This window comes from Methylobacterium sp. J-118, from assembly GCF_057836565.1.
In genome coordinates this window covers 3,843,544-3,865,750 of the sequence record NZ_JBYQFA010000001.1, presented here as the reverse complement: position 1 = coordinate 3,865,750, position 22,207 = coordinate 3,843,544, and the positions used below count along the sequence as shown (strand labels likewise).

The 22,207-nt window shown below is 67.7% G+C and carries 36 protein-coding genes; 19 read left to right on the top strand and 17 right to left on the bottom strand.

The genetic code is table 11. The features are described 5' to 3' along the window. Nucleotides 1-6: 6 nt before the first annotated feature. The 5 genes from AC3IF3_RS18715 to AC3IF3_RS18695 are packed head-to-tail and all read right to left on the bottom strand — an operon-like array spanning nt 7 to nt 1,674. Nucleotides 7-198 (bottom strand): hypothetical protein, encoded by a 192-nt coding sequence (locus tag AC3IF3_RS18715; protein ID WP_489229847.1) that lies wholly within the window; start codon nt 196-198, stop codon nt 7-9. Between the two features lies 1 nt (nt 199). Next, nucleotides 200-673, bottom strand: coding sequence for a hypothetical protein (locus AC3IF3_RS18710; RefSeq protein ID WP_489229846.1), 474 nt, complete (start codon nt 671-673; stop codon nt 200-202). A gap of 1 nt (nt 674) precedes the next feature. Continuing rightward, the gene (locus AC3IF3_RS18705) at nt 675-947 is read right to left on the bottom strand and encodes a hypothetical protein (RefSeq protein ID WP_489229845.1); all 273 of its coding nucleotides are present in this window, start codon (nt 945-947) and stop codon (nt 675-677) included. Then, the gene (locus tag AC3IF3_RS18700; protein ID WP_489229844.1) at nt 944-1,357 is read right to left on the bottom strand and encodes an HNH endonuclease; all 414 of its coding nucleotides are present in this window, start codon (nt 1,355-1,357) and stop codon (nt 944-946) included. Before AC3IF3_RS18700 ends, AC3IF3_RS18705 begins: the two co-directional genes overlap by 4 nt. After that, a complete protein-coding gene (locus AC3IF3_RS18695; protein WP_489229842.1) occupies nt 1,357-1,674 on the bottom strand; it encodes a hypothetical protein in 318 nt (105 codons plus the stop codon). Before AC3IF3_RS18695 ends, AC3IF3_RS18700 begins: the two co-directional genes overlap by 1 nt. Before the next feature lie 185 nt (nt 1,675-1,859). Between AC3IF3_RS18695 and AC3IF3_RS18690 the strand changes: the two genes are divergently transcribed. From AC3IF3_RS18690 to AC3IF3_RS18680, 3 genes are all read left to right on the top strand, one after another. After that, the gene (locus AC3IF3_RS18690; RefSeq protein ID WP_489229841.1) at nt 1,860-2,126 is read left to right on the top strand and encodes a hypothetical protein; all 267 of its coding nucleotides are present in this window, start codon (nt 1,860-1,862) and stop codon (nt 2,124-2,126) included. A 52-nt stretch (nt 2,127-2,178) separates the two neighbouring features. Next, on the top strand, nt 2,179-2,436 hold the full coding sequence (locus AC3IF3_RS18685) for a hypothetical protein (protein ID WP_489229840.1): 258 nt from the start codon (nt 2,179-2,181) through the stop codon (nt 2,434-2,436). Between the two features lie 65 nt (nt 2,437-2,501). Then, the gene (locus AC3IF3_RS18680) at nt 2,502-2,744 is read left to right on the top strand and encodes a hypothetical protein (RefSeq protein ID WP_489229839.1); all 243 of its coding nucleotides are present in this window, start codon (nt 2,502-2,504) and stop codon (nt 2,742-2,744) included. Nucleotides 2,745-2,813: 69 nt separating this feature from the next. Here AC3IF3_RS18680 and AC3IF3_RS18675 read toward each other — a convergent pair whose 3' ends face one another. Further along, nucleotides 2,814-3,029 (bottom strand): hypothetical protein, encoded by a 216-nt coding sequence (locus tag AC3IF3_RS18675; RefSeq protein WP_489229838.1) that lies wholly within the window; start codon nt 3,027-3,029, stop codon nt 2,814-2,816. Nucleotides 3,030-3,079: 50 nt separating this feature from the next. Here AC3IF3_RS18675 and AC3IF3_RS18670 point away from each other — a divergent pair, with 50 nt between their 5' ends. After that, complete coding sequence (locus AC3IF3_RS18670; protein ID WP_489229837.1) at nt 3,080-3,397, top strand: hypothetical protein; 318 nt, start codon at nt 3,080-3,082, stop codon at nt 3,395-3,397. 168 nt (nt 3,398-3,565) lie between these two features. Here the strand turns inward: AC3IF3_RS18670 and AC3IF3_RS18665 are convergent, their stop codons facing one another. From AC3IF3_RS18665 to AC3IF3_RS18650, 4 genes are all read right to left on the bottom strand, one after another. After that, a complete protein-coding gene (locus tag AC3IF3_RS18665; protein ID WP_489229836.1) occupies nt 3,566-3,868 on the bottom strand; it encodes a hypothetical protein in 303 nt (100 codons plus the stop codon). A gap of 91 nt (nt 3,869-3,959) precedes the next feature. Then, complete coding sequence (locus AC3IF3_RS18660) at nt 3,960-4,463, bottom strand: hypothetical protein (protein ID WP_489229835.1); 504 nt, start codon at nt 4,461-4,463, stop codon at nt 3,960-3,962. Continuing rightward, on the bottom strand, nt 4,460-5,635 hold the full coding sequence (locus AC3IF3_RS18655) for a tetratricopeptide repeat protein (protein ID WP_489229834.1): 1,176 nt from the start codon (nt 5,633-5,635) through the stop codon (nt 4,460-4,462). Before AC3IF3_RS18655 ends, AC3IF3_RS18660 begins: the two co-directional genes overlap by 4 nt. 18 nt (nt 5,636-5,653) lie before the next feature. Beyond that, a complete protein-coding gene (locus tag AC3IF3_RS18650; protein WP_489229833.1) occupies nt 5,654-6,493 on the bottom strand; it encodes a LexA family transcriptional regulator in 840 nt (279 codons plus the stop codon). Between the two features lie 20 nt (nt 6,494-6,513). On the opposite strand from AC3IF3_RS18650, the gene AC3IF3_RS18645 reads away from it, so the two are divergent. Further along, nucleotides 6,514-6,786 (top strand): hypothetical protein, encoded by a 273-nt coding sequence (locus AC3IF3_RS18645; protein ID WP_489229832.1) that lies wholly within the window; start codon nt 6,514-6,516, stop codon nt 6,784-6,786. Nucleotides 6,787-6,957: 171 nt separating this feature from the next. On the opposite strand, the gene AC3IF3_RS18640 is transcribed toward AC3IF3_RS18645, so the two are convergent. Beyond that, on the bottom strand, nt 6,958-7,131 hold the full coding sequence (locus AC3IF3_RS18640) for a hypothetical protein (RefSeq protein WP_489229831.1): 174 nt from the start codon (nt 7,129-7,131) through the stop codon (nt 6,958-6,960). A gap of 228 nt (nt 7,132-7,359) precedes the next feature. Between AC3IF3_RS18640 and AC3IF3_RS18635 the strand changes: the two genes are divergently transcribed. From AC3IF3_RS18635 to AC3IF3_RS18615, 5 genes are all read left to right on the top strand, one after another. After that, complete coding sequence (locus AC3IF3_RS18635; protein ID WP_489229830.1) at nt 7,360-7,662, top strand: hypothetical protein; 303 nt, start codon at nt 7,360-7,362, stop codon at nt 7,660-7,662. Between the two features lies 1 nt (nt 7,663). Continuing rightward, complete coding sequence (locus AC3IF3_RS18630) at nt 7,664-7,837, top strand: hypothetical protein (RefSeq protein WP_489229829.1); 174 nt, start codon at nt 7,664-7,666, stop codon at nt 7,835-7,837. 100 nt (nt 7,838-7,937) lie between these two features. Next, the gene (locus AC3IF3_RS18625) at nt 7,938-8,381 is read left to right on the top strand and encodes a hypothetical protein (RefSeq protein ID WP_489229828.1); all 444 of its coding nucleotides are present in this window, start codon (nt 7,938-7,940) and stop codon (nt 8,379-8,381) included. A 225-nt stretch (nt 8,382-8,606) separates the two neighbouring features. Continuing rightward, the gene (locus AC3IF3_RS18620; protein ID WP_489229827.1) at nt 8,607-9,071 is read left to right on the top strand and encodes a hypothetical protein; all 465 of its coding nucleotides are present in this window, start codon (nt 8,607-8,609) and stop codon (nt 9,069-9,071) included. Nucleotides 9,072-9,078: 7 nt separating this feature from the next. Further along, nucleotides 9,079-9,279: a hypothetical protein gene (locus AC3IF3_RS18615; RefSeq protein ID WP_489229826.1), complete on the top strand. Its 201-nt coding sequence runs from the start codon at nt 9,079-9,081 to the stop codon at nt 9,277-9,279. A 12-nt stretch (nt 9,280-9,291) separates the two neighbouring features. Here AC3IF3_RS18615 and AC3IF3_RS18610 read toward each other — a convergent pair whose 3' ends face one another. Further along, a complete protein-coding gene (locus AC3IF3_RS18610; protein WP_489229825.1) occupies nt 9,292-10,041 on the bottom strand; it encodes a hypothetical protein in 750 nt (249 codons plus the stop codon). Nucleotides 10,042-10,069: 28 nt separating this feature from the next. On the opposite strand from AC3IF3_RS18610, the gene AC3IF3_RS18605 reads away from it, so the two are divergent. The 4 genes from AC3IF3_RS18605 (at nt 10,070) to AC3IF3_RS18590 (ending at nt 13,204) form a co-directional block, all read left to right on the top strand. Then, nucleotides 10,070-10,438 carry a hypothetical protein gene (locus AC3IF3_RS18605; RefSeq protein ID WP_489229824.1) on the top strand — a complete coding sequence of 123 codons (369 nt, stop codon included), beginning with the start codon at nt 10,070-10,072 and terminating at the stop codon, nt 10,436-10,438. 190 nt (nt 10,439-10,628) lie between these two features. Further along, nucleotides 10,629-11,252 (top strand): terminase small subunit, encoded by a 624-nt coding sequence (locus AC3IF3_RS18600; RefSeq protein ID WP_489229823.1) that lies wholly within the window; start codon nt 10,629-10,631, stop codon nt 11,250-11,252. A gap of 12 nt (nt 11,253-11,264) precedes the next feature. Continuing rightward, nucleotides 11,265-12,395, top strand: coding sequence for a phage portal protein (locus AC3IF3_RS18595; RefSeq protein ID WP_489229822.1), 1,131 nt, complete (start codon nt 11,265-11,267; stop codon nt 12,393-12,395). Continuing rightward, entirely contained in the window at nt 12,362-13,204 is an 843-nt protein-coding gene (locus AC3IF3_RS18590; protein WP_489229821.1) for a hypothetical protein, read from the top strand. Before AC3IF3_RS18595 ends, AC3IF3_RS18590 begins: the two co-directional genes overlap by 34 nt. Nucleotides 13,205-13,276: 72 nt before the next feature. Here AC3IF3_RS18590 and AC3IF3_RS18585 read toward each other — a convergent pair whose 3' ends face one another. Further along, nucleotides 13,277-13,963, bottom strand: coding sequence for a methyltransferase domain-containing protein (locus tag AC3IF3_RS18585; RefSeq protein WP_489229820.1), 687 nt, complete (start codon nt 13,961-13,963; stop codon nt 13,277-13,279). Between the two features lie 160 nt (nt 13,964-14,123). On the opposite strand from AC3IF3_RS18585, the gene AC3IF3_RS18580 reads away from it, so the two are divergent. The 3 genes from AC3IF3_RS18580 to AC3IF3_RS18570 all read left to right on the top strand — a co-directional run bounded on the left by AC3IF3_RS18580 (nt 14,124) and on the right by AC3IF3_RS18570 (nt 17,975). Continuing rightward, nucleotides 14,124-14,753: a hypothetical protein gene (locus AC3IF3_RS18580; RefSeq protein WP_489229819.1), complete on the top strand. Its 630-nt coding sequence runs from the start codon at nt 14,124-14,126 to the stop codon at nt 14,751-14,753. 3 nt (nt 14,754-14,756) lie between these two features. Further along, nucleotides 14,757-16,223 (top strand): hypothetical protein, encoded by a 1,467-nt coding sequence (locus AC3IF3_RS18575; RefSeq protein ID WP_489229818.1) that lies wholly within the window; start codon nt 14,757-14,759, stop codon nt 16,221-16,223. Between the two features lie 78 nt (nt 16,224-16,301). After that, a complete protein-coding gene (locus AC3IF3_RS18570; protein WP_489229817.1) occupies nt 16,302-17,975 on the top strand; it encodes an SGNH/GDSL hydrolase family protein in 1,674 nt (557 codons plus the stop codon). Between the two features lie 220 nt (nt 17,976-18,195). Here the strand turns inward: AC3IF3_RS18570 and AC3IF3_RS18565 are convergent, their stop codons facing one another. Both AC3IF3_RS18565 and AC3IF3_RS18560 read right to left on the bottom strand, forming a co-directional pair. Further along, nucleotides 18,196-18,513 carry a hypothetical protein gene (locus tag AC3IF3_RS18565; RefSeq protein ID WP_489229816.1) on the bottom strand — a complete coding sequence of 106 codons (318 nt, stop codon included), beginning with the start codon at nt 18,511-18,513 and terminating at the stop codon, nt 18,196-18,198. A 116-nt stretch (nt 18,514-18,629) separates the two neighbouring features. Further along, nucleotides 18,630-18,797 carry a hypothetical protein gene (locus tag AC3IF3_RS18560; protein ID WP_489218025.1) on the bottom strand — a complete coding sequence of 56 codons (168 nt, stop codon included), beginning with the start codon at nt 18,795-18,797 and terminating at the stop codon, nt 18,630-18,632. 102 nt (nt 18,798-18,899) lie between these two features. On the opposite strand from AC3IF3_RS18560, the gene AC3IF3_RS18555 reads away from it, so the two are divergent. After that, entirely contained in the window at nt 18,900-19,295 is a 396-nt protein-coding gene (locus AC3IF3_RS18555) for a septal ring lytic transglycosylase RlpA family protein (protein ID WP_489229815.1), read from the top strand. 179 nt (nt 19,296-19,474) lie between these two features. Here AC3IF3_RS18555 and AC3IF3_RS18550 read toward each other — a convergent pair whose 3' ends face one another. Continuing rightward, nucleotides 19,475-19,786 (bottom strand): DUF6894 family protein, encoded by a 312-nt coding sequence (locus AC3IF3_RS18550; protein ID WP_489229814.1) that lies wholly within the window; start codon nt 19,784-19,786, stop codon nt 19,475-19,477. Between the two features lie 972 nt (nt 19,787-20,758). After that, nucleotides 20,759-21,220: a Ros/MucR family transcriptional regulator gene (locus AC3IF3_RS18545; protein WP_489229813.1), complete on the bottom strand. Its 462-nt coding sequence runs from the start codon at nt 21,218-21,220 to the stop codon at nt 20,759-20,761. A 347-nt stretch (nt 21,221-21,567) separates the two neighbouring features. Between AC3IF3_RS18545 and AC3IF3_RS18540 the strand changes: the two genes are divergently transcribed. Next, nucleotides 21,568-22,134 (top strand): Ros/MucR family transcriptional regulator, encoded by a 567-nt coding sequence (locus AC3IF3_RS18540; RefSeq protein WP_489229812.1) that lies wholly within the window; start codon nt 21,568-21,570, stop codon nt 22,132-22,134. Nucleotides 22,135-22,207: the final 73 nt, after the last annotated feature.

Sequence of the window (22,207 nt, the reverse complement as noted above, 5' to 3'; positions counted from 1 at the left end):
ACGACCTCACGGATGATTGCGGGGGGGGGCAGCCAGGCGCTCACGGCCGGCATCGGTCAGTTCGGGGCGGCGCTCGCGGCCGTGGCCGCGCACCCGGACGAGGGAGGCCCGCTGGAGCGCGGCGTACTTCGCCGGGGGCACTTTTCGTCCCTCGGCGACCGCGCGCAGCGCAGAGAGCGTGTCGAGGTGCTCGTGCATGTCAGGCCGCCTCCCTGCGGCGGGCACGGGTCTGCGCGGCGTCGTCCAGGACGGCATCGATCAGCCCGTCTCGAACCACGGCCTCGAGGATGCGGCGGGCGAGCTCGCCGGCGGCGATCCCGCGCCGGCCGGCCGCAGCGCGTAGGCGCTCGGCATCGTCCGGATCGATCCGAAGCACGGGGGTCGACGCCTCGATGCGCCGGGCATCGAGGAACAGCTCGGTCCGGTACGGGCGACCGCGGCCGTGAAAGACGTGCGTGAGGGCGATCCAGCCGTGATCGCGCACCAGCACCATCGGTTCGGCGAAGCCAGCGCACCGGGCCGGCGCGGCGACCTCGGCGGCGATCGGCTGGCCGTCGCGGAAGTGTCCGACCCACACGAGGATCGGCGAGCCGACCGGGTGAGCAGCGTTGAAGGCCGAAACCTGCCGCTCGTAAGGGGCAGTCGACGCGGGGACGTAGGGACGGCCTGACATATCAGTGACCTCCTGTCCGACGCAGGCCCGCGAGCGGCCGGGGCGTGAACACGACGGCGCGATGCTCGTCGCACCAGGAGCCGTGCCGGTTGGAGGCGTCGATCGTTGTCGGCCGACCGCAGAAGCGGTGCTCGCCCCGCTCCAGGGCGGTGGGGAACTTGCAGCGGCAGAAGCCGAGATCGTCAAGGCGATAGGCGCCGAACTCGGGCCGGGCCGGAACCGGGACGGGCGCCGGTTCGGGCGCGGACGAGCGGCGGGCGCGCGCGGCCATCATAAGTCCCTCACGTCGACGACCCCGCCGCGGGACAGGACGGCGCCGGTGGCGCGGTCACGCACCAGCCCATCCATGCCGCGGGAGGTCGGGAAGAAGGTCGAGCCGGCCATCGGGCGTGACGGCGCCCTGGTGCCGCGCTCGCGCCGCTCCACGCGGCGCTGCTGCGCGATCTTGGCCGCGTCGGCGGCGTATTCGGCGCGATGGCAGGGCGTGCACCAGACGGCACAGTTGTCGAGCGTGGGGCGTCCGCCCATCCGATCGGCCACGATGTGGGCGAACTCGTAATGGCCCGGCTGAAGCGTGCAGGGACAGCGGTTGCCGTCGGCGTCGACGTGCTCGCAGCGCCCTTCGGCGCGCTCGAACGCTGCCTCGCGGACCCGGCCGGGGAAGTTCATGCGGAGGGCGCGCATCAGAAGGCGCCGCCGACGGCGCGGCGGGGCCGGTCGGCCGGAGCAGCGCGCCAATCGAGATCCCGCAGGGCAACGGCAGCCGTCCAGAGATCCGCGAACACGGGATCGACCAGAAGCTCGTTGACGTGGAGGCAGACGATCTCCGTCCCGCCCGAGCCGTTCAGGGCGGCGCAGTAGAAGCCGTCCCCAAAGGCCGGGCCGAGGATGGTGCCGGTGATGAGGGCGCCGTCAGCGAGGGGACGGCCGATACGGGTGCCGCGGGGGAGCGTCGGTGCGGAGGCCGAAGGCTGGTGGCGGTCGAAGTGAACGGTTGACACCGGGGCGGCTCCGTCGCGAGAGGCGATGGTGGTATCGTATGCTGTAAATCTACCGCGTCAAGCCAGTTCGCTGTAAAAATACCTCGTTCGATGTCCACACCTATCCACACGCGACATATCGTCTGTTCTTGCTTTGTTCTGAGACTGGCGGTTCGATCTCGTCAACTCAGACTTGAGGAACGCCCATGGCCTTGAAGCCCCTCGTCGCCCACGGTGTCCAACTATTCGTCACGGAGAGAAGCAAACTCACCCAGGGCCGATGCCTGGAGGCAAAGACTGCAGCGGAGGCCTGCAGGATTGCCGAGGAGAAGGTTCGCCTCGGCCGGGCCATCGGAGCCGCCGCCTTCACCCGCACGTTCGTGGATCCGAACTACGACGACGGCGGGGAGCCGATCACGCTGGCGATCTTCGGGACGGTGCCACGGGGAGTGGCGGATCAGCTGCCGTTCTGAGTGTGCCCCTTTAGCGCTCGCCGGTATCGTTTGCTCGTGGCAGTCTCCGGACATGGCAAAACCTGATCGTGCGGTATGTGAAGTCAAAGTCGAGGGTGACTGGAAGTGCGTGACGATCACCGAGGCGCACGACCATCATCGATCCGCGCCGAAACGCTGCCCGGACTGCCATGGCCCCGTGATGACCGCGAGCAACTACACCCAGCCGATCCGGATCAGGCTGAGCCACCGGAAGGCGCATGATGGTTGCCGGCTGACACCGGAGCACTTCAGCGGCACGCCTTCACCGCACCCGCAGGCGATGACGTAGGCGTGGCCTCTTCCTTGCCACGCACCAGCCACGGTCTCGTCCGACCGGACAATGGTGAGGCGCCCGTGAGCGACGAGGACGACTGGTCGTATGTCCCGGAGCTGATGAAACCCGGGCCGCCCTTCGATGGTGCACCCGTGCGCCTGAGGCTGACCGTCAGCCGCGCCGAGTTTGAGGCGCGCTTCACCCAGCCCGATGTGGCCACGACGGATCCTGGCAACATACGGGCGATCCAACACAGCTGGGCGCGCTCGGACGGGCAGCCGATGCCGGAGAACGACCCGCCGCGGTTCTGGAGACCTGTTTGAGCCGATCGCGCTGGCGACATTTGAGCCAGGCCGCCTGGGGCGGCCCCTCAGTTGCCGGCCTGACTGCCGTCAGAAGACCTGAACTTTGTCGAGGTGCAGGTAAGTCCGCTCGGCCAGTCTGAGGCGGACGTAGCGTGCTCGATCACCTGCAAGCAGGATCCGCAAGGGCCGACCATCCGCGCCGCCAAATGTATAGCCGCCCTGGTCATGGACGAGCCGCCACGCCTCCGCATCGTCCGACAGCAGCACCTGCAGGGTTCGCGAGCGCTCGCGGCCGCTGTCCATCCGGTTGTCGTGGTGACCATCGATTGCACGGCCGTGTAGGCGATCGAGGGGTGAAACTCGGCATGCGGCCCGAGAGGCAGCAAGCTCGACGATTGGCCGCCGTTGTTCGCCACGTTGAAGGTGACGCGCTCGCCCGCGACTTCCGAACAGACGGCCTGCACGGCCCTGTGGTGGGGGAGATCAGCCAAGTTCGCTTGGAGATCGGCGAATGCCGCATCGACGGGCTCGACGTAGACGCACGGGCTCGCACCGCTCGCCGCATAATCGTTGCGTTCCTGCCCCTCGTTGGCGCCGATGTGAAGGATGCTCTCGACGGGATATCCGGCCCACGCCATCTGCTTGAGTGCGTCGAGCATCCGGCCCCCTGAGTTTCGCCTGCGAAGTCGAGGCGACGGGCCGCTAGCAGGTCTCATGCACGGGCATGTTGCGGGGATCGACGAACACGCTCTTGTGATGGTCTCTGGGCGATCGCGTCGACGGCGTCCGGGAAGGCGCCGCCCGGCTCAACGGTCTACCCGCCGCCCAACTGTCCCTCGTCACACCGGTCCGCTGTCGCTGTTGCGCTGCTTGCACCGCCAGCCGACGAAGCAGGCCGGCACGTCCAGTGTTGGTTCGTAGGCCGGCGCTCCTGTCTCGTCCTGCTCGCACGCGCCGCTGTCCCGGTGGACGGTCTCATAGGCGAGATCACTCGACGCGAGCACCGCGTTCCCCGTCTTGGCGACGAAGGCCTTCAACGCCGAGCAGGTGAAGGTGCGCGTGTCGGTGCGGCCCTGGGCGATGGCAACGGTGGAGAGACCGACCAGGAGGACAGTAGCAGCGGCGTTCGATGTGTGGCGCATGGCGTCTCGCGGGGTGGTGATCGTTGCCCCGCATGGTGCGCCTCGGCTCATCCGGGCACCATGCTCGGCGGCGCGGCATAGTTGGGGTCGGTCATGTCGCCGGCTGCGCCTCACACGTCAGCGTTTCGGGCCACGTGTAGAAGGCGAAGGCGATGCCCTCGGCCTTCACCTCGTGGTCCTTCCGGGCCGGGCCGATCAGCGCGCTCGTGAACATGGTGACCCTCACGGCCGGCCAACTCGGCCGTAGCGCCGCCACCAGTGCGCGGCATGTCTGCTCGAAGACCTTGCGGTTGGCTCGATCTTTAAGATCAAAGCGCTGCCAGCGTGAGACGACGAGGTTAGCATACGACTCCCGGTTGAGCGCGTTCGCGGTCAGCGAGAAATCCGGGCCGAGCGTCCATACGCACGTGCCGGACAGATACTTCGGCTCACCACACTCGGGCTGTCCCCAGTCCACGTAGTCGCCGATCCGGGCGGACGCTGCGGCAACCATGGTACCGACGTCCTTGCCGGAGATGCCAAGGTTCTGGGCTTTCGCGGGCGATGCTGCGACGCCGAGGACGAGCGCGGCCGCGGCAAGGAACGAGTTCTTCACAGCGGCTGCGCCTTCGGCAGGCCCTGGCTCGTCGTCGGCGCCTCCGACTTTGGCGTGTCGTGATCCGACCCCGTGCTTCGCTTCGTCGCCTCGGCGCGCGCCGTAACCACCACGGTGATCAGCTTCGTGCGCAGCTCGGAGACCTTGCGATCGACGATCGCCTTCGCCTCCTCCCGGGTCATGTCGTAGGCGCCGACGCCGATCGCGATCCGCCGCTCCGCGAACTTGCCGCAGCGATCGATGGCGACATCCACGATCGTGGGAGCCGCCTCGCTCGAATAGGGAGCGATGTCGGTCAGCGCGTTGAGTAGGCAGTCCTCGTGCTGCGCCACCGCGTCAGCGACGAGCTTCTTCTTGGCATCGAGAGCCTCGGCCTGATGCTGATCGGTGCTGATGGCCTGCTGAGGTGGCGCGGGTGGCGGCGGGACATTCATTGGCGCGCCGTCCAGTGCGGCCAACGCTTGGACCGCCTCCGCATCTTCCGGATGTTCGGAGACGTAGGCCGTGAGATCGGGGCGCGCCGCCGTGCGGTTGCCTTGGCGAGCCAAGAGCATTCCGCGATCCCGGCGCAGGCCTACGTTCGCTGGATTTAGGACAATGGCATGGGAGAGGTCGAGGAAGGCGTCGCCGTTGTTGCCGATCTTGACGTAGAGCTTGGCTCGGTCGGCACGTAGACTCGCGTCCTTTGCATCCAGCGCGATGGCGTGCGTGAAGTCGGCGATCGCCAGGTCCTGCCGCCCCATGTCATCGTAGATGTTGGCCCGCCCGCGCAGGACAAAGGTGTAGCCGGGGGCGAGCCGGACGGCCGTGTTCGCGTCGCGCAGTGCATCGTCGAGGCGCCCGAGCTGACGAAGCGCGTTCTGCCGGTTGTCATAGTAGCCCGCGACGTCCGGGTTGAACCGAATGACCTGGGTAAAGTCGCGCACGGCCTCGGCGAAGCGGCCGAGCTCGACATTTGCGAGCCCGCGCCGATTGTAGGCTTTGCTCAGGGCGCCGCTATCGGCTACGCGGGCGATCACGAAGTTGCACGCGGCGACCCTGTCGCCGGCGGCAGGCGCCGATCGACAATCCCGGATCGCCCCGTCGATGCCGGCGGCTGAGGCTGGCGAACTCAGCAGCGCGACTCCTGTCAGGAAGAAGGCCGGAAGCGTCCGGCGTATCGCGCGTCCCATGCCTTGTCCTCCAACTATCTAGCGACGCGGCACCTTTGGCATTGGCTTGTAGGCACCCAGAACGATCGCGACGATTTCGACGCTGAGCCCCTTCTCCAGGGCGTAGCTGAACACGCGATGGGGAACGTGAATCGGCTCATCCCAGCGCGGGTCGTCGCTGTATGCGCGCAGCTCGACGAACTGGTTCTCGCCTTCGTGGTAGGCCTTGGCCGTGCGCTCGCGCAGCTGGCCGCTGTCACGAACCTTTTCCACGATGACCAAGTCACCGTTCACGGGGAGGCGGCCGCTTAGACCGATGTCGAGGCAGTGGAGCGTGTCACCGTCGGCGGCGTAGAGATTGAGCGACGTGCCCCTCACGACTAGGCCATACTGTGCCTCGCGCCGCCATCGTGGATCGGGCGTAATCGGCGCCGGGTCGTACCGCGACTCGTCGATGTGCTGCTCCACCTCTAGCCATCGGCCGGCAGCCACCTCACCGAGGACCGGCATCAGTTGCCCGGCCCGTTCGGCAGTTTCCTCCATGGCGCGCCGAAGCTCGTCGTCGGCCCGGGCGTGCCCATTGGCTTCCAGCGTTTCAGGGCCTTCAGCCTTGACCAGCCAATTCACCGTCGTGCCCAGCACGGAAGCGAGCTTGTGCAGGTTCTCCGAGCGCGGGGACTGCGATTTTCCGTTGAGGATGTTCAACGCGAAAGCGCTGCTGAGGCCCGCGTCGAGAGACGCCTTGCGGGCGCTCATACCGAGGGCATCGAGGCGTTGTTGCACGCGCTGAGAAAGGCCGTCCTGGGTCACGCGGTATTTTAACCGCATGGAACGCGACGGCGGAGCTGTATGTTTACCGTTGACTTGTGCGGTAAACATACAGCATCGTCGGACTCGACATGACGCTTCTCGACGCTCTGCTAGCTGTCTCTGCGAAGTTCTGCGAAGCGCGCGGCATCAGCGCTGCGCGGACCTCGACGCTCGTCTTCGGTGACGGAAAGGTCCTGACGCGGCTCGCGGACGGCCGAGATCTCACCACCCGACGACTTGAGCTGGCGATGCAGTGGTTCTCCGACCACTGGCCCGAAGACAAAGCCAAGTGGCCCGATCCTGTCCCTCGGCCGCCCAAGTCCCCCGTTCTCGCCGTCCCCACCGAGGGAGCTGCTGCCTGATGCGCTCTCAAGGCCACCTCCGCAGCCGAAGCGACCTTGCAGCCTTGCTGATGCTGGTCGGGATCATCGCCGGGTTTGCCGCGCTCGCGGCCGTCCCGACCGGTTCGGTCCGGTTCGTCGTCGCTGCCGGTACCGCCTCGGTCGCCGGGTGGCTCGCCTCCGGCGCAGTCCTCATTTCACGAGGGCTAGGCCGATGATCATCGCCATCAGCAGGCCGCACCAGAGCGGGACGAAGCCGAGTTGGGTTTCGGTGCGTCGCAGATCTTCCTGCAAGCCGATGATCCGCCGTTCGGCCTGCGCGATCCTGCCCTCTAGGGACATGCCTAGGTCCATTCCCAGCTCCATCGGTCTTCGCAGCATCGATGGTAGCCGGCCGGGTGAGGCTGTCGAGATACGCGATCACAGCCTCACCCGCGCTTGGCCTGCGGCCTCCGATGAGATGACGCGGCCTCACCGGACGCTCCCCCATTCGGCCGGCACGACCCGTGCAAGCCGTCCCCCCGCCCATGGCGGGCGTTTCCTCCCAAGACTCAGCCGGGGCCTCCGGGCTCCGGCCTTTTTGGGAGGCGCCTGATGTCGGCGCGCTCGCTCAATCCGGACTGCGGCTGCCTCGAATGCCGGATCGGCCGCGCGGTCGACGGCTACTACGCCGAGAACGGCGATCATGACCCCGTCACCGGGCGATACCTGATCGATTCCGCCGAGGCGGTGGCGAAGCTGCAGACCGTCGCCGGCGAGCTCATCGCCGGCCTGCGTGATCGCGGCCAACGGCGCTCGGCGCTGAAGTTTGCCCATGACGCGCTCGATGCCGGCGTCCGGGCCGCACGCTCGGGCTCGCCCGAATACGTCGCGGTCGAATCGGCGGCGGAGCACTGACATGGCGCCCCTGCTCTTCCTCCCCGCGATCGCGCTGGCTTTGGCGAGCATCGGCCTCATCGATGAGGCGTTGCGCCTGCCGCTGAACCAAGCGGTCTGGTCCGCCTTGTGGGCCTTCTGTATCGCCGCCGGCGCGATTGCGCTCGGCCTCATAGCGACGGGGCGGCCCGCATGATGCGAACCGCCCCCGCTGCCCTTCACGCGCCTCACAGCCTGCCAGCCCCGGCGCGCGTCTCTCTGCATGGTTCGCTCGACCTCCTCGCGAGGGTCGATCGATGACCGCCTCGCTGTTCCCGATCGGACCTCTCGACCGATCCTCCTCGATGCCCACAGCATCGAGGAAAGCGATGAAACAGTCGCCCAGGAACGCCACCACAGTTGTGGTGGATAGCCGAACAGGTGCGTGCGAAGATCGAACAGTTGTTCAGGATCGGTTTTCCAACTTTCTACGCAGCAAGTACCCGATCAAGACGGCCGACAACGTCGCCGCCGACACAGGATTGCCGGCCGCCACCGTGCAGCGCTGGCTCGACCGCGGCTCGGCGCCGAGCCTCTTCGCTTTGGGAAAGCTGATCGGCGCCTACGACGCCGAAGTCCTATGCGTGGCGCTGGAGAACCCGCCGGCCTGGCTGACGGCCGCCGCGCGCCAACAGGAGCGGGAACGCTTGGAGCGCGAGATCGCCGGCCTGCGCGCACGCCTCGACGGAGGTGGCCAATGAGGGTCGGCGGCTACCTCGCACTTCTGCGCGTCGGCCTCGCCGCGCTCCTGCGCGCGATTCAGCGCGGCCCCCCTGTGGCTCACCGAGGCGATCGCAGTGGCGGCCGACTGCGCCGACCCGGCGATGCCCGAGAGCATCTGGCGCCCGCGCGAGTGGCTGTGGCGTCTCTGGTCCCGCGGCCAGCACACCGACCTCCATCCCCCTCCCGGAGCCTGAGACCCGTCCATGCGCGCCCCGTTCGCCGCCCTCGCCGTCCTCTCCGCGCTGACGCTCGCTGGTCCCGCCCGGGCGCAGCTCACCCTCGACATCAGCACGGTCGATCCGTTGACCAAGCTGCCGGCCGACAAGTGGGTCCAACTCGCCACGCGAATCGTGAACCCGGCCCCGATCGTCGGCAAGGACGCGGTCTACGTCGTCAACGCCACCGGTGAGGACCTGAGCTCGGTGACCTGCCGCGGCTACTTCCTCGTCGGGATGAGCCCGTACATCAAGGGCAAAAAGACGACGAACGTCCCGGGGACCTTGCCGAAGTGGACCGTCAGCCTCGTGCCGACCGAGGGCTTCAACACCTACTGCAAGGGTGGGGTCGAGGCGACCGGGATCGTCGCGAGCTACCACGGGATGCCGAACGCCGCGGACAAGAGCCTGGGCAACTCGACGTTCATCGTCTTCGCCCAGCCGAAGAACTGAATCCACCGTGGCCGCCCGCTCCCCCTCGTTCTGGCTCCTGATCGCCGTGATCGTGGTCACCGCGATCATGGTGCACCCGAGCTTCGCCGCCCTGATCACGACGCCGGTCGACCTGGTGCTGATCGTCGCCCTGCGCTGGTCGGCCCGGCGCGAGGGGCGCCTTCAGGAGCGAGCGCAGCATCCGGCGGTGAAGCGGGGATTTGCCTGATGGCCGCCCCGCTCACAGCGCTGGGCCGCCGAGGCGTGAATCCCGCCCCGCATGTCTGCAACGCCTGCGGTAGCACCCGGAACGCCTGCCGCGGCTTCCCGGGCGACGACTGGTACTGCGCGCCGTGCGTCCCGGCTTCGCGGCCCTGCTGTTCACGCTCCTGCTGTGCCGAATCCCTGGATCCGCGATCCAGCCGTTGGCGATCTCGCCGACGCACGTGCTCGGCGGCGCGTTGATAGTCGCCGGGGCGTGGATTCTGGCCGCGGCCGAGCGCGGGGCGGCCGCGGCCGCGGCGGTATCGCCATGAGCGCGAATCCGCACCGCCGCCGGCTCCTCGGGCTGGTTGCCGCCACACCGCTCGCCGCGGCCGCCGGCGTCCGGCCCGCGTCCGCGCTCGACCGAGCCCACGCGATGATGCTTGGCGTGCGCGCGGACGATCGCATGTCGGCGGCGATCGGGCGGATGGCCTCTCAGCTTCGCGGCTCCGGCATCCCCGGAGTCGGGGCCGCCATCGAGCGCGCCCATCCGCTCGACCCCTTCCTGCCATCTGACCTCGCCGAACTCGTGGTCAGCCTCGGCGCAGATCCCACCGGGGTCCTGATGCAGCGGGCGGCGGAAGTGCGCGCGATCGCCGCCCTGGCGCTCGCCTATCCGCCTGAGATCGCGGCCCACCGCTCCTTCGGTCCCCCCATGCGCCGCCGGCTCTATGCCGAGCTGCTGACGAGCGAATCCGCGCGCCTGGCTTCCGCCGGCGATCCGCAAGGGCCTGATGCTCGCGGGCGAGTTCGCAGTGCCCAGCACACGCTGCCCGCGGGACGGCAACGGCAACGTGTCGGGCGCCTTCATCACCCGCATGTGCTCGGCGCTCGGCGCCCAGTCCGACCGCCACCAGAACACCACGGCGCGCTCGAAGCGCCGCAATGCCGGGCGGAACGTCGAGTACGTCGTCTTCCGGAACCACGGGAAGGCGCCCGACGGGATCTACTTGCAGAAGGACAAGTTCGCGGTCCCCATCTTCCTGTTCGTGAAGGGGGTCAGCTACAAAAAGCGCTTCCCCTACTATGAGAAGGCGGGCGCCGTGGTGCCCGTCGCCTACCGGAAGCATTTCCGGGCGGCCTGGGAGCGGTTCGTCGTCAACGACGTACGCCGGAAGGGCTGAGGTCCCGACGGCCGCCAGCGGCCCGTGCAGCCGGCCCGAGAGGCATCCGAACCACTTCGGCCCCGCCTGGGCGGATCACCCACCCCGGGGCAAAAAGCCCGGGTCCTTCCGGGAGGGGGGCGGCGGTGAGGGGAATTCGGACCCCGGTGGTTCACCGTCTCTGAAATTTTCAAAACCGGGGTTGTTGTTGATGTCCGGCGCGATCGACGGTCGGCTGCTCAACCGCACCGAGCTCGCGAAGATCTTCGCCGTCAGCACCAACACCATCTCGACCTGGGTCGAGAAGGGGTGCCCGTACGTCGAGCGCGGCAGCAACGGCGTGGAGTACCAGTTCGACTCCGCGGCCGTGATCGACTGGAAGATCCAGCGCGCCGTCGAGAACGTGGCGATGAGCGCCGGCGACGACAGCAGCAAATCCCGGCGTGAGGACGCCGATTGCCGGCGCGCGGTGGCCAACGCGGTGGTCGCCGAGATCGGCGCGGACGAGGCGCTGAAGTCCGTCGTCTCCCGGCACGATGCGATCGCCGACTTGGCGACGTTCTGCCAGGTCCTCCGGACCGGCTTGTCGAACATGGCGGCCAAGATCGCCGCCCGCGCCACGACGATGGACAGCGCCCCCGAGATCGAGGCGCTGGCCCGCAAAGAGACCAACCGGGCCACCTATCGCTCGCTCGACGAGATGCTGCGCGTGCGCTCCATCATTCGGCGTGCGCTCGGCCTGGACCCGCAGAAGTCCGCGACGATCCTGGTGGCACACGACCGCGGCTTCCCGGGCGGGATCTCGGCTGACGGCATCCTTCGCTCGGGCTGGTAGCGGATCGCCACGATGAACGCCCTCGACCGCGCGATCGGCTGGGTGGCGCCGCGCGCGGCGCTGTCCCGGGCCCGCGCCCGCCACGCGCTGCGCATCTACGAAGGCGCCTCCGTCGGACGGCGCGCGTCCTCGTTCAAGGGATTGAACACCTCGGCCAACGCCGAGCTTCAGGGAGCGCTGCGGCCCCTGCGTAGCCGCGCTCGCGAGCTCGCGCGCAACACGCCGTACGCCGCGCGCATGCTCGACGTGATGACCGCCCACACGGTGGGCGCGGGCATCACGCCCGTGCCCGACACCGGCTCGGACCGGTTCGACCGCCGCCTGGAGAACCTCTGGGGCGACTTCGAGCGGTACGCCGACGTCACCGGCCAGCTCGGTTTCTACGGCATGCAGGCGCTGGCCGTGCGCGGCATGATCGAGTCGGGCGAGAGCGTCCTGCGCTTCATCGACCGGCCGCTCGACGATCGCCGGCGCGTGCCCCTGCAGCTCCAGCTGCTGGAGGGTGACTTCATCGACCAGTGGCGTGACGGGGTCTACGGCAGCGATGGCCACCCCGGCACCGAGGAGCTGGAGCACTCCCGCCTCGGCGTGGGGCTGGGCGAGTTCGACCGCCGCATCGGGCTGTGGCTCAATCCGAGCCACCCGGGCGAGATCAACACCGCCAACATGCGCCCGGGCGTGTCGGTGCATGTCGAGCCTCGCCCAGATCCAGGCGCAGCGGCAGGACTTCCTGACCGCGCAGAACAGCGCGTGGCTCGACGGTCTGCCCATCATCGGACAGTCGGGCGCCGGCGGCGTCGTCCCCGGCTCGGCCAACGTCGGCAACGGCAGCCTCGGGCTCGCCGGCTTCGATGCCGGCGCCGAGCAAGGCGTTCACGTCGTCCAGGTCACCGGCCTCGCCGGCGGGCTGAGCTACCTCACCGTCACCGATCCGGACGGGAGCGTGACCGGCCAGGGCGTGGTCGGGCTGCGTCACCTACGGTGGCGGCTGCTACGTCTGCACGACGAGCCACACGTCGGGGTCGGCCTTCGACGGGACCAGCTGGGCCCAGATCGCGGCCCCGGGCCAGGCGCCTGGCGCCCTGCTCGCCGCGAACAACCTCTCCGACGTGGCGAGCGTCGGCCAGTCCCTGGCCAACCTGAAACAAGTGCCGCTCGTCACGTCGGCCAACACGCCGCTGGCCGTCACCGATTTCGACCGCCCGGCGCTGCTGACGGGCTCGCCGACCCTCACCGCGCCCAACGGCGGGGCGGGCTGGCGCACCGGGTCGATCAAGAACGCCAACACGGCCGCCGGCCTCGTCACCCTCGCCGTGCCAGCGGGCGCCACGCTCGACGGGGTGACGAACGGCGCCACGGCGCTGTTTCCCTACCAGCGGGCGCGTCTCCTCCAGATCGGCGCGAGCGCCTACGTCACCGACTGGATCGAGCGCGCCCCGATCCTCGTGGACGGCACGACGACCGGGCTCGTCGCCACCGCGGTCGGGACCGTGGATCTCGTCCTGCCGGCCGGCTACTCCCGGTTCCGCCTGAGAGGCGCGAACGTCGCGCTGGCCACCTCCGGCGCGAGCTTCGGCGTCCGGTTCGGTGACGCCGGCGGGGTGAAGGCGGGCGCGTCCGACTACATCAGCCAGCGCACCCAGTCCTTCGGCACAACGATCCAGGGTCGGGCGATGACCGACACGTTCGGCTACATCCTGCTCGCCGCGACCGACAGCGGACAGGCGACCAAGGGCATCCTCGACTTCCTGATCTGGCCCGGGGCCACGGGCTCGAACCCGGAGATGCTGGGGCAGAGCTACTTCTACGACGGCTCGCCCCGCAACCTGTTCCAGTCGGGGGTCGAGTACACGGGGGGGACGACGGGCGCGATGGCCCGGGCCGCGCTCCTGCGCCTGCTCGCCAGCTCCGGCAACTTTACTGGCAGCTTCACCTTGATGGGTGAGCCGTGAGGGCGAGAACTACGCCACCGGCGGCCATCGCCTTCTGCCGGCTCTGGGCCGCCATCGCCGCGAATGTGACACTCAGCCCTTCGACAGGCGAATCGTCTGCACGCTGTCGAGGTGCCCTTGCCAGTCGGCTTCGTCCAGGCGCGTCAGCGCGATCTCTTCGGATCCGGGATAGAGCCTGCCGACGAGGCCGGCGTAGTTCCTGATCCAGTAGGTCGTGTTGGGATAGGGATCGATGCGGCCGTCAAACGTCGCGGCCTCATCGGTGCCGTCATAGGGCTCCGCGAGCACGAGATATCCCCGACTGACGCGGCACATCTCGCGCAACACGCGCTCGATCTTGTTCGGCCCGACGCAGGTCAGTGTGACGCTCGCCAGGACGACATCGAAGGCGTCGTCAGGAAATGGCAGGTCGTCCCCGTTCGTGAGGTGGAGCGCGTGGGGCACTGTCAGGTTCTGCGCGAGCAGCCGCTGCCCCTCCTCTACGACGAACGGTGAGATATCGACGCCTACAAGCCAGTCGAACGGACGCTGCTGGCCGATGGCCCAAAGGTTCGGGCCGCAGTGCGCGCCGATTTCAAGCACCCGCTGTGCGTCGAGGGTAGCGATAGATTTAGCGATCTCCGTGTGAGCGAGCTTCACGCGCGTGTTCCAGTACCCCTCGATGTATGCTGAATTGGCGTACTCCCGCGTCGCCCAAAACTGCTCAGAGTGCGCGCCAGCCTGAGCGGCATCGTGATGATCAATATTAAAATCAGTCATGCGAGCGTGTCTCGCACGATTAGCGCACAGCGTCGAGCGGCTGCCACCTAGATTGGTCCTCGCACAGTCTCCGGTGCCATAGCTCACCAATCCCGACCTAATTCCAGAGCGCCCCACCGCGCCCCGACCGCACCCCCGCGCCTGAACGAGGTCTCCCCGCATGGCCACCACCGTCATCGACACGGCGGACTGGTCGCTCGTCGTCCCGCTCAAGCCCGCGCTGAACCTCACCGGATCCCGGCTCACCGCCACGATGACGGGCTCGTTCGGCGGGGCGCCGGCCGCCGTGCTCGACAGCGCCAACGGCTCGATCACGTGGACGGCGGACACCACCGGGCCCGGCGGCGTCCCGCTCACGAGCTACCTGCTGATCGGCGTGCCGGAGGCGGCCCGCGGCGGCTGGTCCGCCATCGGGCCGAACGGCCTGCCCGGGCCCGTGACCGTGTTCTTCGACGTCCACCGCACGACGGCGGGCTCGACCCGGGACGAATGGCTCAACCGCTCCTCGGTGCTCGTGCTGCCCGGAACGGATGCGCCCGGGGTGCTGGCGGCGGGCGGCGGGTTCCAGGCGGTGCTCGCCGCCGGGCAACCGGGGGGCAGCGCCACGCTGACGGCACTCCAGGTCGGGCCGCAGGGCCCGGTCGACACCGCCTACACGGACCAGCAGGTCGCGCTGCTTCAGGCGCAGCTCGCCGCCGCCAACACGCTGATCGACGTGCTCACCCCGCCGTCCTTCGACTTCACCCGGCCCGCCATGGCCGGGATCCAACCTCGCACCCTCAGAGGCTGACCGATGGCGTCGCTCTTCACGCAGTTCAAGAACGCGCTGGGCCTGCCCGTCAGCTACGCCGAGGTCGACCTCGGCGCCGATGGCAATGGCGTTCCCAAGCGTGTCCCGCAGTCGGCCCCCTCGGACGCGGCGGGCGCCCCGCTCTACGCGGCCGGCGTCATCCCCGCCCTCGACGGCGCTGACGCCACTGGCGTCACCCCGCCCACCGGCGGCGCGGGCCTGCGCGGCTGGTTGTCCGGCATCTACGCGAAGCTGTCGGGGACCCTCACAGTCCAGGGCACGGTCACGGTGACCGATGGCTCCGGCCCGCTCACCGTCGATGGCACCGTTGGGCTCGCCGCCGGCACGCTAACCGGCCTCGCCCAGGACGGCACCGACGCGACCGGCGTCACCCCGCCGGCGGGCGCCGTCGGCATCCGCGGCTGGCTGTCGGCGATCTACGCGAAGCTGCCGGCGCTGGCCAACGGCAAGATCCCGGTCGATATCGGCGGCGAGAGCATCGTCATCTCGGGCAACGTCACGATCCCGGGCAGCGTCGAGATCAGCAACGATGCCGGGAACGCCATCCCAGTTAGCGCCGCTCAGCTCCCCGCCTCGCTCGGGCAGAAGGCAGGCGCGCAGTCCCTTCCGGTGGTGCTGTCCTCGGACGGCCCGTTCGCGACCAACTTCGGCCTGACCACCGACGCAGCCGCGACTTCGGGCGCTGGCACGTTCGGCTTCATCGCCCTGTTCAAGCGCTCGCTCGGCTATCTCGGGACGCTGGCCGGCGCCGTCTCAGCCGGCATCGTCCAGGTCGCGACCCGCTCGAACGCCCCGCGCGTCACCGCCACGGGGCCACTCGCAGCGGTCGGCAACCCCGTCACGCTGGCCCTCGACGGGATGAGCACCGCAGTGGTGCAGCTCTCCGGCGCCTGGGCCGGTACGGTGGCATGGCTCGCCTCGGTCGACGGCGGGGCGAGCTACTTCCCAGTCAGCCTCATCCCCTACGCGGGCGGAGCGGCGGTCGGCTCGACCGCCGGCAACGGCCAGTGGGAGTTCGCCTGCGGCGGCCTCACCCACCTGCAGGCGCAGATGACTGCCTTCACCTCCGGCTCGGCCACCGTGCTGATCGCGGCGGCGAATGCAGCGAAGAGCGTGCGGGTGGGGGCGCCGGCAGCCCAGCCCGTGCCGGTCCAGCGGGTGCCCCTGACCTTTACGACCGCGTTCTCCGGCGCGCTCACCGCGTCCTGGCAGAAGGTCACCACCACGACGACCGCAACCAAGGGCCTGCGCATCGGCATCGTCGGAGCCCCGGCACCATCGGCCTACGACATCGAGTGGACCGCCGTAGCCGCGGGGTCGGCCGCCCCGACCGACACTTTTGGTGAGGGCGTTGGCGGCGGCGAAGACTTCGCTGCCGGCCTGCCGATCGGCGACATCTACCTGCGCTCAGTGAGCCTCCAAACGGCCCTGGTGAAGACGGGCGCGTAAGGCGCCCGCCACCCCTCTTTCGCCCCGCCCGACAACCCTGACCGCCCGCGCGGATGCGCTGCGGGGGAGCGATGACCCATGGCCAAATCACCGCCGTTCACGATCAACTCGCCGATCGCGCTGCCGAACGGCCTGGTCACAACGCTGGCGGCCGTGATCGCCGCGCGCCCCTCTCAGTCAGTCGCGCAGCGCGCCCCGACCGCGCTGGATGATCTGACCGCCGGCTACTCGGTCGGCAATCTCTGGCTCTGCAGCGGCACCGTCTATCAGGCCCTGCAGGTCTCGGCGGGACAAGCCGTCTGGATGCCTGTCGCCGCCGCGCGCGGGCTTCCTTGCGATGTCGTCGTCACGCCGGCCGCCTGCTACGGCTCGCGCGCTCTCAACGTGGCATGGCTGAACGGCAACTGGATCGACGTGGCCGCCGCCGCTGGCGGCACACCCACCACGATCAAGTTCATCAATGGTGAGCCGGACCTCGCCACCCTCGCCAAGGTGACGGGCGGCGGGCTGGGCTACGTCTCCAGGTGGTACGATCAGAGCGGGGCCGGCCTCGATGCCGTCCAGACGACGGCCGCCAACCAGCCGGTCGTCCGCGCCGACATCCTGACGGGCGGCGCGCCGTCGATCGTCTTCGACAGCGTGATCAACCCGACCCTAACGACGGTCGAGAAGTACCTGACGCTGCCCTCCGGTCTAACCGTGACGGGCAACGCGGACAGCGTGTTCTTCGTGGGGCGCTCCTACACCAACCGGCGCACGGCCGGCTTCGTCCAGTTGAGCCACGCCAGCTTCCCACAGACCTTCTCGTTCGGCGCTGGACCCTTCTCGACCGGCATCAATGCCTCCTACTGGTATGGGTCGCCCTACAGCGTCTCGCCGCCGAGCATGTCAGAGGCAGTCGCGGGCTGGACCTCTGGCGCATCCGGGCAGGCAGTCTACTGGGGCAACAACGCTGCGGCTTTCGCAGCACAGGGTCCGAACACGATGGCCAGCGGCTTCATCGGCCGGGCCGTCAACTCGTCGGGAACAGTCGTCGCCAATGGCCAGTCCGAGATCTCATCGCTGATCGTTTATGGCCGCGGCCTAAGCGCCATCGAGGCGATCAACCTGCGGGCCTCGCTCGTCCGCCTGTTCCCGCACTTTCCGCAGGTGCAGGACGTGAACGTCGCGGACGGCGACAGCATCACCGAGGGCTTTAAAGGCATTGCGCTCCAGAACCGGCCGCGCAAAGAGCTGAACCTCTTCGCCGATGCAACCCGTGAGTTCGTCACAGCCTTTTGGGGATCGACCTCGACGCAGCGTCTAGCTGACTACCCGACCTACGTGGCTCCGCTTTACAACGCGAAGGCCAAGAACAACATCCTGTCAACCTCGATGGGGACGAATGACCTTGTTGCCAACAACGCGACGGCGGCGGCCACCTATGCCAACCTGACACAGTACCTCGCGTTGGCACACGCGACAGGCTTCCGCGTGGTCTGCGCGACAGTCTTGCCGCGCGGTGATGCGAACGCCAGCCAGACCAGCGCCATCGCCGCGTACAACGCGCTCGTTCGGGCCAATAGTGGGGGGGCTTACGGAACGGCGGGCCAGTGGGACGCCATAGCCGACATTGCCGCCGACCCGACGATGGGTGCCGCTTCGGCCCCAAGCAACAGCACACTCTATGCGGATGGCATCCATCCGACGGACCTCGGATACTCCTACCTCGCGCCGATCTATTTGAAAGCCAGGAGCGGACTGCTGCGCTGACCCCACCATCTGCTGGCCCAAGGTTGGGGTTCGGGTACACCTCACAAAGAGATTTTGCATTTTACGCCGGTTCGAGTCCGGCTCGCTAGCCGAGATCGGGTGATTGCACTCGGGGCAGCTTCCGAGTGGCCCGTAAGGGTTCCTCAGGTAGGCGTGGCTAACCCCATCCGCTCCCCGCACACCAAGCCGGGAGCGGGTGATCTGACCTGAGCGGGTGAGATCAGTGCAGGATCGGTCCCGCGCCTCCCTCCTGAGGGCCCCCCTTCTCAAGATCACCGGCCTGGGCGACTTGAGCCTGCGCCCGCACTTGAGCGAGCGCCTGCTCGATGCAGCGCCCGGCGAGCTGTAGCCCGGCCTCGGCAACCTCAGTGGAGCAAGCGGGCGCCGGTCCGGAGGCGAGCCGGTTCCGCACGGCCGTCTCGAACTGGTCTAGGTCGTCGCGGTGGCGCCCCGCCACCAGCTCGGCGCCCATCAGCCGGATCAGATTGGTGAGTGTGGCGAGCGCCACGTCCTTCGGGTCAACGGGTAGATCGGACACGGCGGCCCTCGGCTCACAGAACACTGGAACTGTTCTGACTTATCGCCCCGACCAGCGCGTCTCACGGTCGCGTCACCTGACGGCGACGTGATCGGATCCGACCAAGCCTTACGCCGCTATCCGAGCCGCTCGTAGGTCAGCCCGATGCTGCGGCCGACCTCGTACAGGACGCCGAAGCCGACGGCGCCGAGCATCGCCACGTTCGCCAGCGCGCCCGCGATGATGATCCCCAGCGCGACCCGATCGCGCTGGACCTGCCACTGACGAACCACCCACGCCGACATCGTCGCCTCCGGTCACCTTCACCGGAACGCGCCGAACGCTGATCGGATCGGTGCGGCAGCGCGGCCGTCCCCGCTTTCCACGTCTCGTTTCGGAGATCCATCATGCTCCTGCAGCGCCTCGCGCTGCGGGCCGCAGTCGTTTGCGCGCTGCTGTCCGCATCCCCGCCGGCCCGGGCCTGGGAGGGGATCGCCTCGACCTATGGCCGGGAGATCTTCCGGATCAACCCGAGCGGCCGGACCGCCAACGGCGAGCGCTTCCGACCGATGGGGCGGACGGCGGCGATCTGGGATGTCCCGTTCAACACCCGGCTCCGCGTAACCCACCTTGCCACCGGCCGGAGCATCGTCGTCCGGGTCAACGACCGGGGCCCGCACAAGCGGCTCGGCCGGCTGATCGACCTGTCGACCGGCTCGTGTCGGGCGCTCGGCGCCTGCGGCCTCGCCCGGGTGCGGGTCGAGGTCGTGCCAGCCGGGCACCGCATGGCGGACGCGCGCTGATGGCGCCCCGCGTCCTGGCGGCGGTCGTCGCGACCCTGGCGATCGCCGCGCCGGCCGCGGCGTACCCGCGCTCGCGCCTCGCACACCTGCCGGCGCGGCCGAGCGCGACCAGCCTGCTCGCCGCCCAGCCCCGCCGGCAGCCGCAGTGCGGGGCTTCTTTTGGATGGAACGCAGCATACTTACTGATCTGTTATGGAGAAATGAGCTCGCGCGGTCATCACCAGCTTGCCTGTTTCATCATAAGCCTCGGCGAGGAACTCATTGACGCCCGTTTGCTCGCCCTCATCTTTCAAGATTGTAATTAATGTACTGCGAAGTAAGTCTCGGAGAGCAGAGAGGTCGGCAAGATGGACACCCTCTTCGTCCATGATATCGATATGATCAGACGTGGCAATAAAGTAACGTGGCACATAACTCTCCGCCTGCCAGGGCGGGAGCGCGCGCAACTTCCAGCCACCGACGCCCGTATTTAATTGTCGCTGATCGGACAATGGTGGACTGATCGATCGGCCAGTGTCTTAACATACATTGGAAATTTCGTTTTAAACCGGCCTATTGTGCCGCCACAACTAGACCCCGCAAGATCCATTGGTTCACAAAGTATTGAATTGTCTTCATGGGTCTAAAGACACCCCGTGGCGTTTATCAGCATGTCAGCCGCCACGACCGCTCCCAGTACGGCCAGCTTAACGCTGGCGAAAATCGCTCAACTCCTTGACCTGCCTGTGGAGGCGTTTTCGGCGGCACGGACCGAGAGCGACATCGAAGGTCTTACGAACCTCCTGCGCCTATGGTCGCAGATCGGGGATAATCCGGGCCGTCAGCGCGTTTTAAGTTTAGCCCGCTTGGAAGCCGAGCGTGCAAACTCAACGGCGCGCGTCAAGGTTGCTCGGCTAGCCGATCATTAAAACACTGCTTTCTGCTTTGGCATCGTGATGTATTTATGCTCGGTCGCCATTCGGGGCGACGCCCTGAACTCAGCCCGCCCAGCCCACCACAGCGGGCTTACTTCTGCCTTACGCACCGCTCACCGTGACAGTCGACGCATTACCTGTGTGCGATCCATCTGAGCCCGCCCGGTTCGCCGCGGCGGGTTTTTCTATGAGCTCTGCGTATGACCTATGGCTGCTTCCGCTGCGCCGTAGGGTTCGGCGTCGAGCTCGTGTCGGGCCCGACGGCTGGGCTGATGCTCGTCACGTATGACCAAGTCCCCCCGATGGCCAGGATCCCGGCGAAGAGGGCTGCGAAGATGCCGATGAGTGCGAAGCGGTTCATGCGAGGGAGAAGGGGCCGCCTGGTCGATTGATCCCGTCGCGGCAGCCGCCGGTCTATCTGCCACAGGTGCATCTCGCGCGGGCCGCGTTGCGTATCGGCTCCACTCACGCGAGCAAGATCGGACGCTCCCCCGCCCCGTGAGCAGATCGGGGCGGGGCGCGCTATCGCTACGCGCGAAGCTTCGGACTTTAGGCTGCTTTCCGACGCCTTGCCGGCTCGCGTTCGGCCACGGCGCCCGGCTGGCCGAGGCCGATCGCCTTAGCCAGCGCGGAGCGCCGCTCGGCGTAAGCAGGGGCGACCATGGGGTAATCGGCCGGCAGGCCATAGCGATCGCGGTAGCCGCGCGGGTCGAGCCCGTGGCTGGTCAGGTGGCGCTTGAGCGTCTTGTAGGTCTTGCCGTCGAGGAAGCTGACGATCCCGTCGGGGCGGACCGACTTGCGGATCTGGGCCGCGCTCGGCCGGTCAATCTCAAGTTCAGCTGAGGTGATCGAAGCGCTACCCGAAGTTAGTGCGCCGATGGCGGTGTACACGCTGTGGATGAGGTTCGGCAGCTCAGCGCCCGGCACAGAATTATTCGATACGTAGGCGGCAACGATAGCGCCAGCCAACTCGATCAAGTTGGGGGTATGCCCCGCGGTCTCTTCCGGCATTTTTATTTTTCCTTTGAACGTGGGTATCGCGAGTGTCTTACTTCGTCGACGCCTCGCATTGCAACATCGATTGCGCGCAATCAATACCGAGATCCGCAAATTGGTTCTCGAAGGCCGAATTGCCGTGTGTGCATGCTGACGAGACGGGTGTGGACCTCGCGATGGTTTAGGTGGGCGAACACGCGGCAGGCAATTGCGACCCTGATTACGACGGTCCGCCGCACTGAAGTCCTTCTGCGGAATATCCACGATTTTATTGATCAACTGCGATTGATGGTCTTTCCGATTTTGCAGCGATGAACTAACGGGGCGTCGGACGTGGCTGCGTCGGTTCACGCGCGAGGTGTATGGTGGAAGCGGAAGTTCAAAGTCTTGAGGATGGTGAGTTGGACTTTGTGGGTCTAACGGCAGACATCGTGTCAGCCTATGTCTCGAACAATCGCGTTTCCCCTGCGGAGGTGCCTGCCTTGCTGGCCAATGTGCATGCCGCAGTCGTCGGACTGGGGCAGCCGAGTGAGCCCACAGAAGCATCGGTCGATAAGCCGTCGCTGGCCCAGATTCGGAAGTCGATCCGGCCCGAAACCTTGATTAGCTTCATCGACGGTAAGCCGTACAAGACGCTGAAGCGGCATCTGACCAAAAATGGCCTGACGATAGACGAGTATCGAGTTCGGTACGGGCTGCCGCGGGACTATCCCACGACGGCTGCCAGCTACTCGGAGCAGCGATCGGCGCTCGCCAAGAGTCTTGGCCTGGGACAGCAGCGCCGGAAGGCGGCTCCAAAGGCAGCGGACGTCGTCGAGACCATCTCCGAGGCAGTGGAGACCGACGGTCAGATGAAGGCTGGTAGCCCAGCCGAGAAGCCTACGAAAGTTCGGCGGGCGAGGAAGGTTACGGGAATTGCGGACGCTTGATGGCTGAGGCCATTCGGCTTCGTTTGTCGCCGCACGGCTTGGAGCGTTCGTTCGTCGTGGCTCATCCTACCTG

Bases quoted from the DNA above. Each gene is read 5' to 3' on its own strand.
- AC3IF3_RS18585 (WP_489229820.1), bottom strand. From the start codon at position 13,963: ATGACTGATTTTAATATTGATCATCACGATGCCGCTCAGGCTGGCGCG.
- AC3IF3_RS18710 (WP_489229846.1), bottom strand. From the start codon at position 673: ATGTCAGGCCGTCCCTACGTCCCCGCGTCGACTGCCCCTTACGAGCGG.
- AC3IF3_RS18675 (WP_489229838.1), bottom strand. From the start codon at position 3,029: ATGGACAGCGGCCGCGAGCGCTCGCGAACCCTGCAGGTGCTGCTGTCG.
- AC3IF3_RS18685 (WP_489229840.1), top strand. From the start codon at position 2,179: ATGGCAAAACCTGATCGTGCGGTATGTGAAGTCAAAGTCGAGGGTGAC.
- AC3IF3_RS18655 (WP_489229834.1), bottom strand. From the start codon at position 5,635: ATGGGACGCGCGATACGCCGGACGCTTCCGGCCTTCTTCCTGACAGGA.
- AC3IF3_RS18540 (WP_489229812.1), top strand. From the start codon at position 21,568: ATGGTGGAAGCGGAAGTTCAAAGTCTTGAGGATGGTGAGTTGGACTTT.
- AC3IF3_RS18645 (WP_489229832.1), top strand. From the start codon at position 6,514: ATGACGCTTCTCGACGCTCTGCTAGCTGTCTCTGCGAAGTTCTGCGAA.
- AC3IF3_RS18665 (WP_489229836.1), bottom strand. From the start codon at position 3,868: ATGCGCCACACATCGAACGCCGCTGCTACTGTCCTCCTGGTCGGTCTC.
- AC3IF3_RS18690 (WP_489229841.1), top strand. From the start codon at position 1,860: ATGGCCTTGAAGCCCCTCGTCGCCCACGGTGTCCAACTATTCGTCACG.
- AC3IF3_RS18570 (WP_489229817.1), top strand. From the start codon at position 16,302: ATGGCCAAATCACCGCCGTTCACGATCAACTCGCCGATCGCGCTGCCG.
- AC3IF3_RS18620 (WP_489229827.1), top strand. From the start codon at position 8,607: ATGCGCGCCCCGTTCGCCGCCCTCGCCGTCCTCTCCGCGCTGACGCTC.
- AC3IF3_RS18560 (WP_489218025.1), bottom strand. From the start codon at position 18,797: ATGTCGGCGTGGGTGGTTCGTCAGTGGCAGGTCCAGCGCGATCGGGTC.
- AC3IF3_RS18635 (WP_489229830.1), top strand. From the start codon at position 7,360: ATGTCGGCGCGCTCGCTCAATCCGGACTGCGGCTGCCTCGAATGCCGG.
- AC3IF3_RS18625 (WP_489229828.1), top strand. From the start codon at position 7,938: ATGACCGCCTCGCTGTTCCCGATCGGACCTCTCGACCGATCCTCCTCG.
- AC3IF3_RS18600 (WP_489229823.1), top strand. From the start codon at position 10,629: ATGTCCGGCGCGATCGACGGTCGGCTGCTCAACCGCACCGAGCTCGCG.
- AC3IF3_RS18700 (WP_489229844.1), bottom strand. From the start codon at position 1,357: ATGCGCGCCCTCCGCATGAACTTCCCCGGCCGGGTCCGCGAGGCAGCG.
- AC3IF3_RS18630 (WP_489229829.1), top strand. From the start codon at position 7,664: ATGGCGCCCCTGCTCTTCCTCCCCGCGATCGCGCTGGCTTTGGCGAGC.
- AC3IF3_RS18595 (WP_489229822.1), top strand. From the start codon at position 11,265: ATGAACGCCCTCGACCGCGCGATCGGCTGGGTGGCGCCGCGCGCGGCG.
- AC3IF3_RS18575 (WP_489229818.1), top strand. From the start codon at position 14,757: ATGGCGTCGCTCTTCACGCAGTTCAAGAACGCGCTGGGCCTGCCCGTC.
- AC3IF3_RS18715 (WP_489229847.1), bottom strand. From the start codon at position 198: ATGCACGAGCACCTCGACACGCTCTCTGCGCTGCGCGCGGTCGCCGAG.
- AC3IF3_RS18705 (WP_489229845.1), bottom strand. From the start codon at position 947: ATGATGGCCGCGCGCGCCCGCCGCTCGTCCGCGCCCGAACCGGCGCCC.
- AC3IF3_RS18650 (WP_489229833.1), bottom strand. From the start codon at position 6,493: ATGTTTACCGCACAAGTCAACGGTAAACATACAGCTCCGCCGTCGCGT.
- AC3IF3_RS18640 (WP_489229831.1), bottom strand. From the start codon at position 7,131: ATGGAGCTGGGAATGGACCTAGGCATGTCCCTAGAGGGCAGGATCGCG.
- AC3IF3_RS18555 (WP_489229815.1), top strand. From the start codon at position 18,900: ATGCTCCTGCAGCGCCTCGCGCTGCGGGCCGCAGTCGTTTGCGCGCTG.
- AC3IF3_RS18580 (WP_489229819.1), top strand. From the start codon at position 14,124: ATGGCCACCACCGTCATCGACACGGCGGACTGGTCGCTCGTCGTCCCG.
- AC3IF3_RS18545 (WP_489229813.1), bottom strand. From the start codon at position 21,220: ATGCCGGAAGAGACCGCGGGGCATACCCCCAACTTGATCGAGTTGGCT.